This is a genomic window from Mycobacterium sp. TY815, assembly GCF_030755135.1.
GTDB lineage: Bacteria > Actinomycetota > Actinomycetes > Mycobacteriales > Mycobacteriaceae > Mycobacterium.
Genome location: NZ_JAUFRX010000001.1, coordinates 883,359 through 899,608, shown reverse-complemented (window position 1 = coordinate 899,608; position 16,250 = coordinate 883,359). Strand labels below are relative to the sequence as shown.

General features: G+C 65.0%; 19 protein-coding genes. 7 read left to right on the top strand and 12 right to left on the bottom strand.

Annotated elements, in window-relative coordinates; translation table 11 throughout:
- Nucleotides 1–65 precede the first annotated feature (65 nt).
- Nucleotides 66–1,343 carry a serine hydrolase domain-containing protein gene (locus QXK92_RS03905; protein WP_306240349.1) on the top strand — a complete coding sequence of 426 codons (1,278 nt, stop codon included), beginning with the start codon at nt 66–68 and terminating at the stop codon, nt 1,341–1,343.
- A gap of 16 nt (nt 1,344–1,359) precedes the next feature.
- On the opposite strand, the gene QXK92_RS03900 is transcribed toward QXK92_RS03905, so the two are convergent.
- From QXK92_RS03900 to QXK92_RS03880, 5 genes are all read right to left on the bottom strand, one after another.
- A complete protein-coding gene (locus QXK92_RS03900; RefSeq protein ID WP_306240348.1) occupies nt 1,360–2,076 on the bottom strand; it encodes a maleylpyruvate isomerase family mycothiol-dependent enzyme in 717 nt (238 codons plus the stop codon).
- Between the two features lie 108 nt (nt 2,077–2,184).
- Nucleotides 2,185–2,559, bottom strand: coding sequence for a hypothetical protein (locus QXK92_RS03895; protein WP_306240347.1), 375 nt, complete (start codon nt 2,557–2,559; stop codon nt 2,185–2,187).
- A gap of 115 nt (nt 2,560–2,674) precedes the next feature.
- Nucleotides 2,675–2,962 (bottom strand): thiocyanate hydrolase, encoded by a 288-nt coding sequence (locus QXK92_RS03890; RefSeq protein ID WP_306244179.1) that lies wholly within the window; start codon nt 2,960–2,962, stop codon nt 2,675–2,677.
- 84 nt (nt 2,963–3,046) lie between these two features.
- Complete coding sequence (scnC, locus tag QXK92_RS03885; protein ID WP_306240346.1) at nt 3,047–3,757, bottom strand: thiocyanate hydrolase subunit gamma; 711 nt, start codon at nt 3,755–3,757, stop codon at nt 3,047–3,049.
- A gap of 18 nt (nt 3,758–3,775) precedes the next feature.
- On the bottom strand, nt 3,776–4,615 hold the full coding sequence (locus tag QXK92_RS03880) for an SH3-like domain-containing protein (protein ID WP_306240345.1): 840 nt from the start codon (nt 4,613–4,615) through the stop codon (nt 3,776–3,778).
- A gap of 217 nt (nt 4,616–4,832) precedes the next feature.
- On the opposite strand from QXK92_RS03880, the gene QXK92_RS03875 reads away from it, so the two are divergent.
- On the top strand, nt 4,833–6,659 hold the full coding sequence (locus QXK92_RS03875) for a fatty acyl-AMP ligase (protein ID WP_306240344.1): 1,827 nt from the start codon (nt 4,833–4,835) through the stop codon (nt 6,657–6,659).
- Between the two features lie 5 nt (nt 6,660–6,664).
- Here QXK92_RS03875 and QXK92_RS03870 read toward each other — a convergent pair whose 3' ends face one another.
- Nucleotides 6,665–7,165, bottom strand: a complete 501-nt coding sequence (locus QXK92_RS03870; protein WP_306240343.1) for a nitroreductase family deazaflavin-dependent oxidoreductase — start codon at nt 7,163–7,165, stop codon at nt 6,665–6,667.
- Nucleotides 7,166–7,233: 68 nt separating this feature from the next.
- Between QXK92_RS03870 and QXK92_RS03865 the strand changes: the two genes are divergently transcribed.
- Together QXK92_RS03865 and QXK92_RS03860 are read left to right on the top strand one after the other, a co-directional pair.
- Nucleotides 7,234–9,558: an arylsulfatase gene (locus QXK92_RS03865; protein WP_306240342.1), complete on the top strand. Its 2,325-nt coding sequence runs from the start codon at nt 7,234–7,236 to the stop codon at nt 9,556–9,558.
- 2 nt (nt 9,559–9,560) lie between these two features.
- Nucleotides 9,561–10,232 carry a GAP family protein gene (locus tag QXK92_RS03860; RefSeq protein ID WP_306240341.1) on the top strand — a complete coding sequence of 224 codons (672 nt, stop codon included), beginning with the start codon at nt 9,561–9,563 and terminating at the stop codon, nt 10,230–10,232.
- Nucleotides 10,233–10,235: 3 nt separating this feature from the next.
- Here the strand turns inward: QXK92_RS03860 and QXK92_RS03855 are convergent, their stop codons facing one another.
- From QXK92_RS03855 to QXK92_RS03845, 3 genes are all read right to left on the bottom strand, one after another.
- On the bottom strand, nt 10,236–11,093 hold the full coding sequence (locus tag QXK92_RS03855; RefSeq protein ID WP_306240340.1) for a bile acid:sodium symporter family protein: 858 nt from the start codon (nt 11,091–11,093) through the stop codon (nt 10,236–10,238).
- A gap of 33 nt (nt 11,094–11,126) precedes the next feature.
- The gene (locus QXK92_RS03850; RefSeq protein ID WP_306240339.1) at nt 11,127–11,867 is read right to left on the bottom strand and encodes a peroxiredoxin; all 741 of its coding nucleotides are present in this window, start codon (nt 11,865–11,867) and stop codon (nt 11,127–11,129) included.
- 97 nt (nt 11,868–11,964) lie between these two features.
- Complete coding sequence (locus tag QXK92_RS03845) at nt 11,965–12,420, bottom strand: hypothetical protein (RefSeq protein WP_306240337.1); 456 nt, start codon at nt 12,418–12,420, stop codon at nt 11,965–11,967.
- Between QXK92_RS03845 and QXK92_RS03840 the strand changes: the two genes are divergently transcribed.
- Together QXK92_RS03840 and QXK92_RS03835 are read left to right on the top strand one after the other, a co-directional pair.
- Complete coding sequence (locus tag QXK92_RS03840; protein ID WP_306240335.1) at nt 12,419–12,949, top strand: STAS/SEC14 domain-containing protein; 531 nt, start codon at nt 12,419–12,421, stop codon at nt 12,947–12,949. The two genes, QXK92_RS03845 and QXK92_RS03840, sit on opposite strands and share 2 nt — an antisense overlap.
- Nucleotides 12,950–13,003: 54 nt before the next feature.
- On the top strand, nt 13,004–13,774 hold the full coding sequence (locus tag QXK92_RS03835) for a YqjF family protein (RefSeq protein WP_306240334.1): 771 nt from the start codon (nt 13,004–13,006) through the stop codon (nt 13,772–13,774).
- Between the two features lie 86 nt (nt 13,775–13,860).
- Here QXK92_RS03835 and QXK92_RS03830 read toward each other — a convergent pair whose 3' ends face one another.
- Both QXK92_RS03830 and QXK92_RS03825 read right to left on the bottom strand, forming a co-directional pair.
- Nucleotides 13,861–14,235, bottom strand: coding sequence for a hypothetical protein (locus QXK92_RS03830; RefSeq protein ID WP_306240333.1), 375 nt, complete (start codon nt 14,233–14,235; stop codon nt 13,861–13,863).
- A gap of 25 nt (nt 14,236–14,260) precedes the next feature.
- On the bottom strand, nt 14,261–15,028 hold the full coding sequence (locus QXK92_RS03825) for an SDR family oxidoreductase (RefSeq protein ID WP_306240332.1): 768 nt from the start codon (nt 15,026–15,028) through the stop codon (nt 14,261–14,263).
- Between the two features lie 18 nt (nt 15,029–15,046).
- Between QXK92_RS03825 and QXK92_RS03820 the strand changes: the two genes are divergently transcribed.
- The gene (locus QXK92_RS03820; protein WP_306240331.1) at nt 15,047–15,523 is read left to right on the top strand and encodes a nuclear transport factor 2 family protein; all 477 of its coding nucleotides are present in this window, start codon (nt 15,047–15,049) and stop codon (nt 15,521–15,523) included.
- On the opposite strand, the gene QXK92_RS03815 is transcribed toward QXK92_RS03820, so the two are convergent.
- Nucleotides 15,513–16,250 carry a DJ-1/PfpI family protein gene (locus tag QXK92_RS03815; protein ID WP_306240330.1) on the bottom strand — a complete coding sequence of 246 codons (738 nt, stop codon included), beginning with the start codon at nt 16,248–16,250 and terminating at the stop codon, nt 15,513–15,515. The genes QXK92_RS03820 and QXK92_RS03815 overlap by 11 nt on opposite strands.

Genomic DNA, 16,250 nt, shown 5'->3' with positions numbered 1-16,250 from the left:
GCGCGCGACGAGAAAATTGGCGATCCTGTGCGCCGGGCGCCCCGGAGGCTGCAATCATGCACGGTATGGCGAAACCGACCGTCCTCACCACCGACAATGGCCTCCCATCCGGCGTACAGGGAGCATGCGATCCGCACTTCCTGAATGTCGTCCGCGCGTTCGCCGGCCTCTACCCCGGCAAGATGTTCGGGGGCGGCGGCCTTTCGGTGTACATCGAGGGCAAACCGGTCGTCGACGTGTGGACCGGTTATTCCGATCGCAAGGGCAAGGTGCCCTGGACCGAAGACACCGGCGCCATGGTGTTCTCCGCGACAAAAGGCTTGGCCGCCACCATTATTCATCTACTCGTCGATCGTGGACTGCTGGACTACGACGTCCCGGTCGCCGAGTACTGGCCGGAGTTCGGGGCCAACGGCAAGTCCGAGATCACGGTCAGCGACGTGCTGCGGCATCGCTCCGGCCTGTCCCACCTCAAGGGTGTCGACAAGCACACGATCATGGACCACCTGCAGATGGAGGAGCGGCTGGCAGCCGCACCCGTCGACCACTCCCACGGCAAAACGGCCTACCACGCCATCACCTACGGGTGGCTGCTGTCGGGGCTGGCCCGCGCGGTCACCGGCAAAGGGATGCGCCAGCTGTTCCGCGAAGAGCTGGCCCGCCCGCTGAACACCGACGGACTGCATTTGGGCCGACCGCCCGCCGACTCACCGACCAAGGCGGCACAGACGCTGCTGCCGCAGTCGAAGATTCCCACGCCGCTGCTGGATTTCATCGCGCCCAAGGTCGCCGGGTTGTCGTTCTCCGGGCTGCTCGGTTCGATCTACTTTCCTGGCATCATGGGGATGCTGCAGGACGACATGCCGTTCCTGGACGGCGAACTACCGGCGGTCAATGGTGTGGTGACCGCGCGCGCACTGGCCAAGACCTATGCGGTGCTGGCCAACGACGGTGTCATCGACGACACGCGGCTGCTCTCGTCGGAGGCGGTCGCCGGGATGAAGGGCAAGGCTGAGCTGTGGCCGGACCTGAACCTGGGCCTGCCGTTCACCTACCACCAGGGCTACCAATCATCACCGGTGCCAGGCTTTTTGGAGGGTTACGGTCACATCGGCCTGGGCGGTACGGTCGGCTGGGCTGATCCCGAGTCCGGCAGCTCGTTCGGCTATGTGCACAACCGGCTGCTGACGCTGCTGCTGTTCGACGTCGGTTCGTTCGCCGGGCTGGCACCGCTGTTGACCAGCGCGGTCAGCGCCGCCAAAAAGGACGGCCCGCTGGAGGTACCGCACTTCGGCGCGACGTACCAGGACACCGGCGACTACGAGCCGGCGGCCGGCGAGTAATACCTCCTCGCGAGTCCTAGAACGCCCCGCGCGCCAGGAAACGCCGCAGGGCCCCGGCGTCTCCGTCGACGCGCAGCCGCTCCAGCGGGCGTCGCCCCCAGAGCAGTAACACCAAATCGGACGCCGTGGCGCGCACGGTGACGTCGACGTGACCGTCAGGCACCAGCCGGCATGCGCCGGAGCCGGCGCGAACGGTCCATTCACCATCAATGTCATTGCACTGCAGGCGGATCGACTGGACCGGGCCGTCAAGATCGCGGGACATCCCCGGCAGCACCTCCTCGAGGAACTCCGCGACACCGTCGGCGGCCAGCCGCGGTTCCACCGCCTCGTCCCGCCCCAGCGCAACAACGGCATCCCAGCAGTGGATAGCGGTCTCATGTGCGAGGCGACGTTGGACGAATCCCACATTCTGACGATGCCCCCAGGTCCATGCGGGGGCTTCGGGGTGGATGCGGCTGAGCGTGGTGACGGTCTCCTGCAGACCGTCGCGAAACCATTGCACAAGGGACTGTTCGTCTGGTCGGGCGGGTTCGCGGTAACTCTTCGGCCCTGCGACGACACCGGCAGCGACCTGCCGCCAGAAAGTGTGGACGTTGCCGACATGCCAGACCAATTCTGCGATAGTCCATCCGGTGCAGCTCGGCACGCCGCGGTGCAGCCCTGCCCCCGCCACCGCGGCGATCCGCTCGCCGTCGCGCCGCAGCGCGTGCAGGTAGTCGGCGGAGTGCATCGGCTTATCAGATCACGTACGTCGCGCGAAGGACCGCGGCGCCCGCCAGCAGCCAGAACGGCTGGCCACCGAAATCAGACCGAGCCGGGGGAGTGCTGCGCGATCACCTCACAACTCGTAGATCACCAGCCAGACCAGGGCCACCGCGACCAGCAGCAGAACGGCCATGATTGTCCACCGAATGAGCCGCGACTGACGCTGAAACCAGTGGCGCAGTTGCACAAAGCGCCAGTCGGTCCACGCGTACGCTCGTGCGGCCCAGTCCGCTTCGACTGCCATCAGGCGTAACGCGACGAGCAGCGCCGGAATACCCGCCTCGGGCAGCACCACGATCAGCGGGACAGACGCCACCAGCAACAGGCTCCCGAGCACCGCGAGCAGGGCACGCACCGTCGCGGGCCGCGCGCGGGCCCGATCCCGGTAGGCATGCACCCGGGCCAGAGCGGCCTCGCGCGTCGTGACCGGATGGTCGATTGCGTCCACGGATACTCCTGCGGTCGATGCGTGGGTGGTTGCCAGCGTCCGTGAACTTTCACAAGCCATCGCTTGGCCGCCGCCGAATCTAGCGGTTCGGCGACAGAATGCCCAGTCGGTGGGTTTAGGCCTCCAGTCGGGTCCGGACCGCGTCGAGCCGCTGACGCAGCTCGTGTTCGCTGATGATGCCGCGGGCCAGCAACGAAAAGGCCAGGGCGACCAGTTGATTTTCCGGGTATGGAAGACCCGCGTAGCGGTGGGCCGACAGCTCGTCTTCCTCGTCACGGCGTTCTTTGAACGTCAGAGCAGAGCTCCCGTCGCCTTGGCACGAGCGATCGAGCACATCGCACAGACCGTCCAGGCTGGTCTTCCAGGGTGGCAATGGGTTGTCAACCCCGTACTTGGCCGCCATGACCGGCCAGGTCTGCCGGTTCTCCACGATCTCGTCAAGTACAGCGAATTCCCTTGTAGCGGAGCGAATTTCGTCCGCCACGGGTCAGGCTCCCACGGGGCGGATGGCCGGGCGCACCAGGGGAGTCACGTTGGTTGTCACCCCGGGCCTGGGCAGTGCGACCCCGATCAGGCAGTCGCGGGTGATGATCTCGGCGAGCTGGTCTTCGGTCCATCCCTCGGTGCCGGCCGGACGCATCGGCATCACCATGAACCGGTGCTTCTGGTTCGAGTCCTCGACCCGCACCTCGACGTCGTCGGGCAACTGAAGTCCGAACTCCGAGAGCACCTGCCGTGGCCAGCGCACGATGCGCCGCCGGTAGTTGGGGGTGCGGTACCACTCGGGGGAGTTGCCGAGGATCGGACGTGGGTAGCAGGAACACAGTGCGCAGACGATGACGTGGTGCACGGTGGGGGTGTCTTCGAGGATCTTGAACGCCACGAAGTCACTGGGGGTGCCGAAACCGGTCGGGTCCAGCCAGTCGACGCCGACCTCTTTGGCGGCCGCGACCGCGTCGGTCACCGCCAGTTCCTTGAACACGGGGTCCAACCATGCCTTGGCCACCAGCCGGGCGGCGGGCGTGGGGCCGATCTGCTCGGCGTACTCGGTAAAGACCCGGTGCTCTTCGGCGGTGAATAGCCCTTTCTCGATGCACAATTCGCGTAGCGCGATCTCGAGCACCTCGAAATCGGTGATCTCGTCGACCATCGGTTTGACGGTGCGCTCGTGCTCGTGGTCGTGGTCGTGGTCGGTCATGATCGGATCGCGCTCCTCTCAACCCACGGCTTCCAGCCAGCGCTCGGGGATCTCGGTCTGCAATGTGTCGTTCTGGTGCCCGGTGTAGTTGTCCCACAGCAGCGCCTGGTTGAACCGCACGATGTAGAACCACTCGGGCTTGGCGTCCTCGCGGTCCCATGCCTCGTCCTCGGGAGCGGGGCTCTCGTAGGTGACTTCGGCGATGATCCCTTCGGCGCCACGCGCGTACTCCGGGGTGCGGGTGTAGAACATCGCGGGCAACTCTCGCACGCGAACCCGTTGTCCCACTTCGAATTTCGCCTCACCGGCTTGACCTGCGAAACGCTGCGGATCACCGATGCCGACGGCTTCGACGTGGTGCTTGTTGCGTGGGACGTCAGTGCCGTCGCCCTGAAACTTCGGCTGCGCGTCCGGGCGGCGCCCTTGCAAGCCGCCGGCATAGCGCGCCTGGACCTCGGCCAGCCGCTCGGTCAATTCTCCCCAGCTGATGTGCTTCTTCTCGATGAGCAGTCGGCCGACCGACCACAACCAGCGGCTGTAATACGGAAGTCCCAGGTAGATGGCACGGCCTACGTCAACGTTGGCCAGTCGCCGGCGCTCTTCGGAGACCCAGATGCCCCGCCAGCCGAGAACCTCGCAGAGCACGTAGGTCATCAGCTCCCACTGCTCTTCCTCCTTGTTCTCGTAGAGGTGCGGATGGTCAAACTCTCCGCCGACGTCGTGGCTGGTCTTCATGTACGCCAGCCAGTGATCGTGGCTGATCTCGTCAGGGGCCGGCCACTCCGAGACCTCTGGATAGATTGTCTTGAGCCGGGAAACCAGCGCCAACTGCGCCGCACGCTCCGATGGTGTGCTCAATTGGGCACCTCCCGTATGGAGATCTCCACCTGAATGAAGGTCAAAATTACCACTTTCCGGCCGAATCGGTTAGAGGGGAAATCGGGATCGCTCAAGCGATTTCGATTGACAACACAAGTAGCCATCACTCCCGCAATATGACGCCATGCAGCGCAGGTGGCCGGCGCCACACCGCGGCGTGCCCGAGCCATCGCACACCGGTTTATAGAATGCGCGAATGAATCGCGGTACCGGGTCGACACCCGCGGCCCCTGATGGGTTGCTGCAGATCGAGGATTGCCTGGACGCGGACGGCAACATCGTCTTACCGCCGGACACCACGCTGATCTCACTGATCGACCGCAACATCAGATATGTCGGAGACACCGTCGCCTACCGCTTTCTGGACTACAGCGGCGCGGGCGAAGCGCACGCCAACGAGGTCACCTGGGAGGAGTTCGGCGTCCGCTTGCGAGCCATCGCCGCGCACGTGCAGCAGCACGCGGGTCCCGGTGACCGGGTGGCCATTCTGGCGCCGCAAAGCATCGATTGGGTGGTCGGTTATTACGCGGCCATCAAAGCCGGCACCATTGCGGTCCCGTTGTTCGCACCCGAATTGCCCGGTCACGCCGAGCGCCTGCAGACGGCGCTGCACGATTCTCAACCGACGGTCATCCTCACCACGGCGGCGGCCAAAGACGCCATCGAAGCGTTCCTGGCCGGCCTCTCACAGCTGGACCGGCCGCATGTGATGATGATCGACGAGATCCCGGACGAAGCCGAACGCGACTTCGCACCCGTCCACCTGGACATGGATGCCGTCGCTTACCTGCAGTACACGTCGGGCGCCACCCGACCGCCCATCGGCGTGGAGATCACCCACCGGGCGGTCGCCACCAATCTGGCACAGATGATCCTGTCGATCGATCTACTGAACCGGAACACCCACGGGGTCAGCTGGTTGCCGCTCTATCACGACATGGGTCTGTCGATGATCGGCTTCCCCGCGGTCTACGGCGGACACACCACCCTGATGTCCCCGACGGCGTTTGTTCGCCGCCCTCTTCGCTGGATCCAGGCTTTGTCGGAGAGTTCGAGAATCGGCCAAGTCGTCACCGCTGCACCGAATTTCGCCTACGAGTGGACTGCGCAACGCGGACTGCCCGGGGCCGGTGACGACATCGACCTCTCCAACGTGGTGCTCATCATCGGATCCGAACCGGTCAGCATCGACGCGGTGACGAACTTCAATAAGGCATTCGCGCCGTATGCGTTACCGCGCACGGCCTTCAAGCCGTCCTACGGAATTGCCGAGGCCACGCTGATGATCGCCACGATCGACCACGCGGCCGAAACGTCGGTGATCTACCTCGACCGCGAGCAGCTGGGCGCGGGCCGGGCTGTTCGGGTTGCCGCTGATGCGCCCAATGCGGTGGGGCAGGTGTCGTGTGGTCAGGTGGCACGCAGCTTGTGGGCCGTGATCGTGGACCCGCAAACCGGCGCCGAGTTGCCCGATGGTCACGTCGGTGAACCCTGGCTGCAGGGCGACAATGTGGGCCGCGGCTACTGGGGGCGGCCCGCGGAGACGCGCCGGACGTTCGGCGCCAGGTTGAGCGCGACTCTCGGCGAAGGCAGCCATGCAGCCGGCGCCAAGATCGACGGCGACTGGCTGCGGACCGGCGACCTGGCGGTGTATCTCGACGGTGAGCTCTACGTGACCGGACGGATGGCCGATCTGATCACCATCGACGGGAAGAACCACTATCCGCAAGACATCGAAGCCACCGTCGCCGAAGCGTCGCCGCTGGTGCGCCGGGGATATGTGACGGCGTTCGCGGTGCCTGCCGGGTTGGTCGTCATCGCCGAGCGTGCTACCGGCACCAGCCGCGCCGACCCGCAACCCGCAATCGAAGCAATCCGTGCTGCGGTGCTGGCCCGGCACGGGCTGCCCCTGTCCGACGTCCGTTTTCTGCCGGCCGGCGCTATTCCGCGCACCACCAGCGGCAAACTTGCGCGGGTCGCCTGTCGCACCGAATACCTCGACGGCACGCTGGGCGTCCACTGAGGTGTTCAGCCTCGCTGCAGAATGAACGCCTCGATTCGGCGGTCACCTGCCCACTCCTGTTCTTTGGCAAGACCGGGGTAAATCGCAACGCCTTTGGACCAAATTGCCTGACGTTCGGCGGGATTCGCCAATCGCGCCGTGGCGGTCCACGTGTCTCCCTCGATCACCACCGTGGCGACCGGATTCGCCTTCAGGTTGTAGTACCAGCTGGGATGCTTCTCATCGCCGTAATTGGCTGCCACGACAGCGACACCGTCGGGATGGGGGATGCCGAGCAGGGCGACGGTGCGCGGCTGTCCGGTTCTGGCACCGGTAGTCGTCAGGATCACCGAGGGCAGGCCGGCCGCGACACCGGCGAAGCTGTACCTTCCGCCGGTGAGCTTGCTGAGGAGGTGGTCCAGTCGGTGCGCCGTCGGCCGGAACAACACCCGGCCGGCTTTCGTCGCAGCGAGGCGGCGCATCGAGCGGTGGAGGGCGTTGGCGTCGTTGAACGAAGTGGCCGGCATAGCGGAATTCTCTCCGAATTCCCCCTGTCGCGTGAGACTATCCACGCGATCGGGAACAAGGAGGCACAGTGGTCGATCTGCCGCGCACAGCTGAACCGTTTACCGGGGTGATCAGCCCGTCGGTCGCTGAGTCCACCCCGGTCAAACCGACCATCACCTATCCACCGCAGGGCGCCCCCAACGTCGTCGTCGTCCTGCTCGACGATGTCGGGTTCGGGGCGGCATCGACATTTGGCGGTCCGGTGCCGACTCCAGCACTCGATCGGGTCGCCCAAACCGGATTGCGCTACAACCAATTTCACACCACAGCGCTCTGCTCGCCGACTCGCGCCGCCTTACTGACCGGACGTAATCACCATAGCGCGCACATGGGTACGATATGCGAAATCGCCTATGGATTCCCGGGTTACGACAGCGTTCTGCCGCAGAGCACGGCCACCGTCGCGGAGATCCTGCGGCAGAACGGCTACAACACCGCATTGTTCGGCAAGGCACACTTCACGCCGACGTGGGAATTGGGCCCCGCCGGGCCATTTGACCGCTGGCCCACCGGGCTGGGCTTCGAACGCTTCTACGGCTTCCTCGGTGGCGACACGTCGCAGTACGAGCCGGCGCTGTTCGACCAGACCACACCCGTCGAACCTTATCTCGGCCGCGGCGATTACCACCTCACCGAAGATCTCGCCGACCGGGCGATCGATTGGATGAAACGTCAACAAACCTCGGCTCCCGGTAAACCGTTCTTCCTCTACTTCGCTCCGGGTGCTACCCACAGCCCCCACCACGTATGGCCGGAGTGGTCTGACAGGTTCGCCGGGCAGTTCGACGACGGCTGGGATGCGTTGCGCGAGAGCATCTACGAGCGGCAGATCGAGCTGGGCATCATTCCGGCCGGTACCCGACTGACTCCGCGACCGCAACAGATCCCCGCCTGGGCGGATTACGACGACCGCTACAAGCCGGTGGCCCGGCGTCTGATGGAGGTCTACGCCGGTTTCCTGGCCCACACCGACGCGCAGATCGGACGGGTCATCGACGCCATCGACGACCTGAACCAATGGGACAACACGCTGTTCATCTACATCTGCGGCGACAATGGGGCTTCGGCGGAAGGGACCATCCACGGCGCATGGAGCTCACCCTCATTCCAGAACGGTCTGCCCGAGGACCCCGAGTGGCTGCTTGCCCATCTGGATGACTTCGGAACAGCTCGGTGCGAGAACCACTACAACGTGGGTTGGGCCTGGGCGCTCGACGCCCCGTTTCAGTGGATGAAGCAGGTGGCCTCCCACTTCGGCGGCACCCGCAACGGCTTTGCCATGTCATGGCCACGCGGCATCACGGCCAAGGGGGAGCAGCGCAGTCAGTTCCACCACGTCATCGACGTGATGCCGACCATCCTCGAAGCCGCCGGCATCGAGATGCCGGCCCGCGTCAACGGCGTCGAGCAGAAGCCGGTCGAGGGAGTCAGCATGCGCTACTCCTTCGACCATCCGGATGCCGAAAGCCGAAGAACCACACAGTATTTCGAAATTTTCGGCAACCGGGCGATATACCACCAGGGCTGGATCGCGTCGTGCTTCCACGGCCGGCTGCCCTGGGTGCGCACCGGTCGTCACCCGTTCGGCGAGACCGAACGCTGGGAGCTCTACCACCTCGTCGACGACTACAGCCAGGGTGTCGATCTCGCCGCCCTACACCCGGACAAACTGGCCGAATTACAGGCCGTTTTCGACGCCGAGGCCCGCAAGTACGATGTGTACCCTCTCAGCGACGCCACTCTGGCCCGGGCCCTGCCGGTCAACCGGCCGAATCTGTTGGGTGACCGCACATCCGTCACGTACTACCCCAGTCACGTCCGCATCCCTGAGACGGCGACCGTCACCTACACCAGCACGTCGTTCCGGTTGCGGGCGCAGCTGGTGATCCCGGCCGGCGGCGCGCAGGGTGTGGTCATCTGCATCGGCGGGGCGATGGCCGGGTGGAGTCTGTATCTGCAGTATGGCGTTCCGATGTTCACCTACAACTACCTCGGCCATGAACTCACGACGGTCAGCGCCATCGAACCGTTGCCGGAAGGCCCTGCCACCGTAGGCCTTTCGTTCGACTATGACGGTGGGGGGTTGGGCAAGGGGGCGACGATCTCGCTGCTTGTCGACGAGCACCCGGTGGCAAGTGGCCGCATCGAACGCTCCGTCCCGTTCCGGTACTCGATGAGCGGCGAGACGCTGGACGTGGGGATCGATACCGGTTCGCCGGTCGCACCCTACGGGCATGCCTTCCGGTTCACGGGACGCATCGATCGGATCGTGGCCACCATCGATCCGCGTCCGGGCGACCTGGCGGCAGCGTTGGCCGAGGCGGAGATGCGTTCCGCGATGGGTTCGCAATAACGGTGTGGAGCAGCCTCATCCCGCTGATTCTCGGCGGAGCACTGGAACCGATTGAAATCATGATCACGATCATGTTGCTGGGCACGCCTGCCGGTACCCGGGCGGCGGGTGCGTGGATCTCCGGGCATGTCGGCACGAGGCTGCTGCAGGGCCTCATCTTCGGCACCATCCTGCATTGGGGAACGCGCGGCGGCGACTCGAAGCACTCCGACCACTGGGTCGTGTCGACCATTCTGCTCGTCGTCGCGGTCCTGTTGCTGGTCACCGCCGCGCGAGAGTTGCTCAGCGACGACGATCCCAATGCGCCGCCACCGAAGTGGATGACGATGCTGATGTCGGCGACACCCACCAAAGCCTTCTTCATCGGCGCGGGCGTGGTCACGGTGTCGGTGAAGGCATGGGTCTTCACCTTTGCGGCGATCGGCGTGATCGGCAGCTCGGAGATGGGGCGGGCCGGCCACATGACGTCGTACGTGGTGTTTGTTCTGCTCGCGACCAGCGTGAACCTGGTGATCATCGCCGCCGCGGCCATATTCGGTGACCGGTCGCGGTCCGTACTGGAGCGGGTGCTGCGCTGGTTGCAGGACAACAACCGCCCGATCGTCGTTGTTGTCGGTTTGGTCTTCGGGATCTGGTTCGGGTTGAAGGCGCTGCGCGGCTTCGGGATTCTGTGAATGTCAGGCGCGCGACGCGGCCCCGCGACGGCGTAGCCATCGCGTGTACAGCACACCGACCAACGCCGTGACCACGCCATAGAGCGCCACCGCCCCGCGTTCGTCGGCGTTGGGAAAATTCGCCGAGGCGATGGTCAGCGCGGTGGCCGGGTGGCGACAGGCGCTCGCGAAGGCCACCACCGCCGAGAACTGCCGGTCGGGCCCACCGAGCACATGCCCGACGGCGAACGCGCCCACGACGAATATCACCATGGCGAGCAGCGTCACGTCGCCCAGTAGCTTCCACATCTGCGGCGCCGCGGCAACCAGCAACACGATCATCGCGACCGGCAACGCCCAGCGTTGCGCGTGTCCGATGGGCCCTCCGATCCGCGAAGCCGCTGCGGGCCAGAACTTTCCGATCGCCATCCCGGTGACGAGTGGCAACAGCACCGAGAAAAGCAGCAGTTTGCCAACCGACCATGGACTCGTCACATAATCTCGCCCGAACAGGTCTCCCAGCACCCGCGCGGCCACGGAAATCCCCGGCACCGCAAGCACGGCCAGCACGATCACCAGTCCCAACCCGAATTGCACTTGTCCGCCGGCCTTTTCCCCACGCCGCGGGAGCAACGGCGGCAGCGGCGAAATGGCCAGTGTGACAAGCGCAATGGCAACTTGCGGGCGCAGGTTCACCACGTGGACCAGCAAGACTGCGAGGGCGGGTGTGATGATCAGTACGGCCAGGATTGCGCGCCCCAGCAATCCCGGGCGTTGCAGCACATATCGAACATCGGAGAATTGCGCCGTCAACCCGTAACCGAGAATCACCACGAACAGACTTATCTGGAATGCGAGCTTCGCCGCTTCTGCCACCGTCACGACGGACAGCCTGCCACGGTGAAGGGGTTCAGATCAGCCCATTCGCCCGTGCCCGCCGACCCGGATCGCGGATTCGATCTGCTCGGCGCTGATCTCTTTGGTGCAGAAAAACCAGTCTTCGCATGCGATGCCCTCGGCGTGGCCGTCCATGCGCTCCTTGGCGGTGCCACACGAGCCGGCAGGCGGCACGATGACCCGGTCTCCCGGACGCCAATCGGCGGGCGTCGCGACGTGGAAGTGATCGGCCGTCTGCAGTGCTTTGATGACCCGCAGCAGCTCGTCGAAGTTGCGTCCCAGGCTCAGCGGGTAGTAGATGACAGCGCGAATCCTGCCTTCCGGGTCGATGACGAAGACCGCGCGCACCGCCTTGGTGGAGTCCTCACCGGGCATGATCATCCCGTACTTCTTCGCGACCTCCATCGAGACGTCCTCGATCAGCGGGAAGGTGACCTCCACGTCATGCATGCCGCGGAAGGAGATCTTCTCTTTGATAGTGCGCAGCCATGCGATGTGGCTGTAGAGCCCGTCCACCGACAGCCCCACCAGCATGGTGTTGTAGGCCGCGAATTGCTGCTGCATCGAGGCGAAGGTGATGAACTCGCTGGTGCACACCGGGGTGAAATCAGCCGGATGAGAGAAGAAGATGATCCACTTGCCGGCGTAGTCAGCCGGGAAGTTGATCGGCCCCTGAGTGGTGACGGCGGTGAATGGCGGTGCCGGGTCGCCGATGCGGGGCATACCAACCGTCGTGGGGGAAGTCTCGGTCGTGGTCATGGACGGTCCCTTCGCGTTGTGTGGCACCATTGCACAGCGCGGACGGGCGGGCGGATAGGGACTAACGCCCTCTGACGCGGGGCCGACCGTCGTCTAATCAGGGACTGGTGGCCTGGTTGATGATCAGTGGCGGCGGCCCGGCTCCTTCGTGAGGATCAGCCTGGGTCTTGTAGAACGGCGGCAGGGTGCCCGCCCCGGACTCGAAGTGGTTCAGGTACTCGGCGTCGAATACCACGTGATACCACTGGATTCCGAGCGACGCGGAGACATCCGGGTCGCTCGTGGGAGCATTGGTGATCGCGGTGACGCGGACGCACTTCAGGTGCTGACGCATGGTCGAGGAGAAGCTGGCGAGGCCGTCAGCGTCTTGTTCCGGTGCCGTCGCGCCATAGCTGGCACGCACCTGCCGCCCCAAGTAGCCCCAAGCGGTGAGGTAATCCTTGTCGTTGATCGCGGTGAAATAGTCGATCAGCACCTGTTGGCCCTTACCCGCGGCCCGGGCGTCCGGCTGCCCATTCGAGCATGCCGAATCGGCGGCAGCCTGCCCCGGCATGAGCATGAGCATCGATCCAGAGAGCGCCAGCGCGGCAAGCTGCCGATGCCAAGCCCATGTCAAACGAGTAGCCGCCCACATATGGATGACTTTGGCCTCTTATCCGCCGGTGTCAAGAGTGCAACCATGGCGACAGCCCGATACCGAGGAGCACTTCATGATCGACTATGAACTCGACGCGGCCTCATCGGTGCTGCTGGTGCGACCGGAGTCGGCTTTGGACAAGGACGATTTCGTTCGACTCGCGAAGGTGGTCGATCCCCACATCGAGGCGAACGGCGACCTGAACGGTCTCATCATCAGCGCCGCGAAATTCCCGGGATGGGACAGTTTCGGCGCACTGGTCACTCACTTCCGCTTCGTCAGAGATCATCAGAAGCACATCAAAAAGGTGGCCGTGGTGACCGACTCCCACCTCGGAGATGTCGCCGAACATCTCACCTCGCATTTCGTGTCAGCCGAGATTCGCCACTTTCCCGCTGGGCAGGAGGACCAGGCCCGCCAGTGGGTCAGCGACGGCTCGCAATGACAAGCGCCAAGACTTCGCCCGCCGCGTTTCCGGCATCCGTGTCACCATGGTGCGATGACCGCCAGCCCTGACCTGCCGCACAGTGGGGCCGGCGGAAAGCCGGTCCTGGCCGGCTACCCGGTGACGCCGCCGCCACTGAGGCGTCCGGTCACCTTCGACCAGCGCTGGAGCGACGTGTCATTCGTGCACTGGCCGGTGGCGCCGGAGAGCATCGCGCACCTGTATCCGCCCGGCACCCGTCCCGACGTCTTCGCCGACGAAACCTACGTCGGGCTGATTCCGTTCACGATGTCGTATACGAAACTCGGCACCGCGGTACCGCTTTCGTACTTCGGGCGATTCCACGAGACCAACGTCCGCCTGTACTCGGTCGACGACGCGGGCCGCCACGGCGTGCTGTTCCGGTCTCTGGAGACGGCGCGACTTGCGGTGGTACCCGTCACCCGGATCGGCCTCGGCGTCCCGTACACCTGGGCGAAGATGCGGCTGACCCGATCCGGGCGCCAAATCACCTACCAGAGTGTGCGCCGGTGGCCCCGGCGCGGATTGCGAAGCCTGATGACGGTCACAGTCGGTGACGTCATCGAGCCGACACCGCTCGAGGTGTGGCTCACGGCTCGCTGGGGTGCACACACCCGCAAGGCAGGCCGTACCTGGTGGGTCCCCAACGAACACGACGCATGGCCGTTGCACGAGGCCGAAATATCAGAGCTGCATGACGAATTGGTGGACGCGGCGGGGGTACAGCCGGCCGGTCACCGATTGCGGGCCCTGTATTCGCCGGGTGTGCAAACCTATTTCGGCCGGCCCTGCCTGGTCCAGTAAGCCAGGGAGCCGAGCGTGAAATTCACGACGCAACACGCCGTGATGGCGTCGTGTGGTTCACAGTCGCTGCGGAAAATCAGGGCAAATCAGTAAGCCAGCACGTGGAAATGTCGACGCGGGCAGTCACCTTCGACACCGCTGTACGGTTCGTCATCGAAAGTCCGCCAATTCCAGTGCTCACCGCAGTAAGACGCCGCACAGTCCGGGCAATGGAACGGCGCATAGCTGTACCCGATGCGGTAAAGCGCCCCCGCGTCACGGGCGGCGATCGCCTCGCTCACCGCTTCGATGCGCTCGGCCGACACGGGCGAACTGGTGACACCGAAGAAGCTCTGCACCAACACCGCCGCCTGCTCATCGGGGCGCTGCAGGACATCCAGCTCGGCCACCGCCTGCAGCGCCGGGCCGCAAGACTCGCCGACCGCATCGGCCGGGGTGACGAACTGCACGCGGCCCGCCACGGCGCCGCAGATTGCGCAGCGGAACTCAGGGGAGGCAGTAGCCACCGTCGATCACCAGATCCGATCCGGTCATGTAGCTGGACGCCGCGCTGGCCAGGTACAGGTACAGACCGGTGAGCTCCTCCGGACGACCGATGCGGCCCATCGGAATCTTCGGCTCCCACTGCCGGTGGTATTCGGCGAGTGGTTCGACGAGCTCGGTCATGATGTAGCCGGGGCTGATGCTGTTGACCCGGATGTTGTGCGGCGCGAACTCCACGGCCATCGCCTTGGTCAGATGGATGACCGCCGCCTTGGACGTGCAGTAGTGACCAACCTGCTGGGGGATGTTGATGATGTGGCCCGACATCGACGCGGTGGTGATGATGGACCCGCCCCTGCCCTGGGCGACCATCGCCCGGGCCGCTGCCTGCGCAGTGAGGAAGACGCCCGTGACGTTGGTCTGCTGAATACGTTCGAACTCCTCGAGCGACATGTCCAGCATCGGGGTCACCGAAACGATTCCGGCATTGCAGACCGCGATGTCGATCCCACCCAACTCGGCGGTCACCCGATCGACCATGGCGGTCACCTGGTCTTGCCGGGTCACGTCACACGCTATGGGGACGGCCTTGCCGCCGGCCGCCGCAACCTCGTCCGCAACAGCCTCTAGAGTATCCAGACTCCTTGCCGCAAGGGCTATTTCGGCACCCGCCTCAGCATAGGCCAATGCCACCTTCTTGCCGATGCCGCTCGACGCCCCAGTCACCAGGGCCCTCTTACCGCGCAAGTCGAACAGGTCCAACACGCTCATACCTCTAGTGTGTCCGGTATGGGCAAGTTCGCCAAAGCAGAGATCGAAGAGGCCGTCCGGCACTACACCGAAGTCGTCGAAGGATGCAGCGCTTCGGGCGACTGGCGCCCGTTCGCCGACCTGTTCACCGAAGACGTGGTCTACACCGAACACCACTACGGCGTTTTCCACGGTCGCGAGGAGGTGCGTCAGTGGATTGTCGACGTGATGGCGCCGTTCCCGCACATGCGTTTTCCGTCGGACTGGACCGCCTACGACGAAGAGCACGACGCGGTCGTCATCATGATCAAGAACCTGCTCGACCACCCGACCGACCCGGACGGGGAGCCGTTCTGGTTCCCCAACTGGACGCGATTGGTCTACGCCGGTGACGGCTTGTTCGCCAGCGAAGAGGACATCTACAACCCCAACCGGGACGCGCCGCGCGTGGTCGGAGCGTGGATTCAGGCCGGCGGCAAACTGGCCACCGACGCGATTCCCGCGCCTAAACGCTGACGGCCGGGCGCTTGCGCCGACGTGAACGTGCCGCCGCCAGCGCCTGCTTCCACGCCAGCAGTGTCGTGGCTTTGATGTTGTCCGGCTTCAGGCTGTCCTTGGACAGCAGCGCGGTGGCGGCGGCCTTCGTCGTCGCCGATGCCTTGGACATGTGACCGGAGTCGAACGGCGGCTGCGGGTCGTACTCGATGGCCAGCTGGATCGCTTTTGCGCGGCCCTCACCGCCGAGCTGTGCGGCCAGCCACAGTGCGAGGTCGAGGCCGGCGGATACGCCGGCGCTGGTGATGATGTCGCCCTCATGCACGATCCGCTGGTCACTGACTGGAATCACGCCGAAGGCTTTCAGCGCCGGCAGGGCGATCCAGTGCGAGGTGGCGCGCTTGTCCCGGAGCAGGCCGGCGGCCGCCAGTATCACCGATCCGGAGCACACCGAAGCGGTCCACTGGGCGCGCTGGTGAGCCTGGCGGAGCCACTCGAGCAGGTTCTCGTCGCGCGCATGTACCGGAGTGCCGGGACCTCCTGGCACGAGAATGACGTCGGGGGAGGGGGTTTCGGCAAACGAGTGGGTCGCGCCCAGTACGAGCACTCCGGAGTCAGCGGTGACCGGCCCGACCTCGTGCCAGACGAATCGGACGTCGGCATCCGGCAACTGGCGCAGCACCTCGTAGGGCCCGATCATGTCCAGCGCGGTGAAACCCGGGTAAGCCACGAACGCGATCTGTGTCAT

What these genes read in the sequence shown, in the direction of transcription:
- QXK92_RS03890 (WP_306244179.1), bottom strand. Translation starts at nt 2,962, where the DNA reads ATGGCGGCCAAGTACGGGGTTGACAACCCATTGCCACCCTGGAAGACC.
- QXK92_RS03840 (WP_306240335.1), top strand. Translation starts at nt 12,419, where the DNA reads ATGAGCATGAGCATCGATCCAGAGAGCGCCAGCGCGGCAAGCTGCCGA.
- QXK92_RS03820 (WP_306240331.1), top strand. Translation starts at nt 15,047, where the DNA reads ATGGGCAAGTTCGCCAAAGCAGAGATCGAAGAGGCCGTCCGGCACTAC.
- QXK92_RS03900 (WP_306240348.1), bottom strand. Translation starts at nt 2,076, where the DNA reads ATGCACTCCGCCGACTACCTGCACGCGCTGCGGCGCGACGGCGAGCGG.
- QXK92_RS03905 (WP_306240349.1), top strand. Translation starts at nt 66, where the DNA reads ATGGCGAAACCGACCGTCCTCACCACCGACAATGGCCTCCCATCCGGC.
- QXK92_RS03825 (WP_306240332.1), bottom strand. Translation starts at nt 15,028, where the DNA reads ATGAGCGTGTTGGACCTGTTCGACTTGCGCGGTAAGAGGGCCCTGGTG.
- QXK92_RS03870 (WP_306240343.1), bottom strand. Translation starts at nt 7,165, where the DNA reads ATGCCGGCCACTTCGTTCAACGACGCCAACGCCCTCCACCGCTCGATG.
- QXK92_RS03815 (WP_306240330.1), bottom strand. Translation starts at nt 16,250, where the DNA reads ATGACACAGATCGCGTTCGTGGCTTACCCGGGTTTCACCGCGCTGGAC.
- QXK92_RS03835 (WP_306240334.1), top strand. Translation starts at nt 13,004, where the DNA reads ATGACCGCCAGCCCTGACCTGCCGCACAGTGGGGCCGGCGGAAAGCCG.
- QXK92_RS03845 (WP_306240337.1), bottom strand. Translation starts at nt 12,420, where the DNA reads ATGCCGGGGCAGGCTGCCGCCGATTCGGCATGCTCGAATGGGCAGCCG.
- QXK92_RS03875 (WP_306240344.1), top strand. Translation starts at nt 4,833, where the DNA reads ATGAATCGCGGTACCGGGTCGACACCCGCGGCCCCTGATGGGTTGCTG.
- QXK92_RS03850 (WP_306240339.1), bottom strand. Translation starts at nt 11,867, where the DNA reads ATGACCACGACCGAGACTTCCCCCACGACGGTTGGTATGCCCCGCATC.
- scnC (WP_306240346.1), bottom strand. Translation starts at nt 3,757, where the DNA reads ATGACCGACCACGACCACGACCACGAGCACGAGCGCACCGTCAAACCG.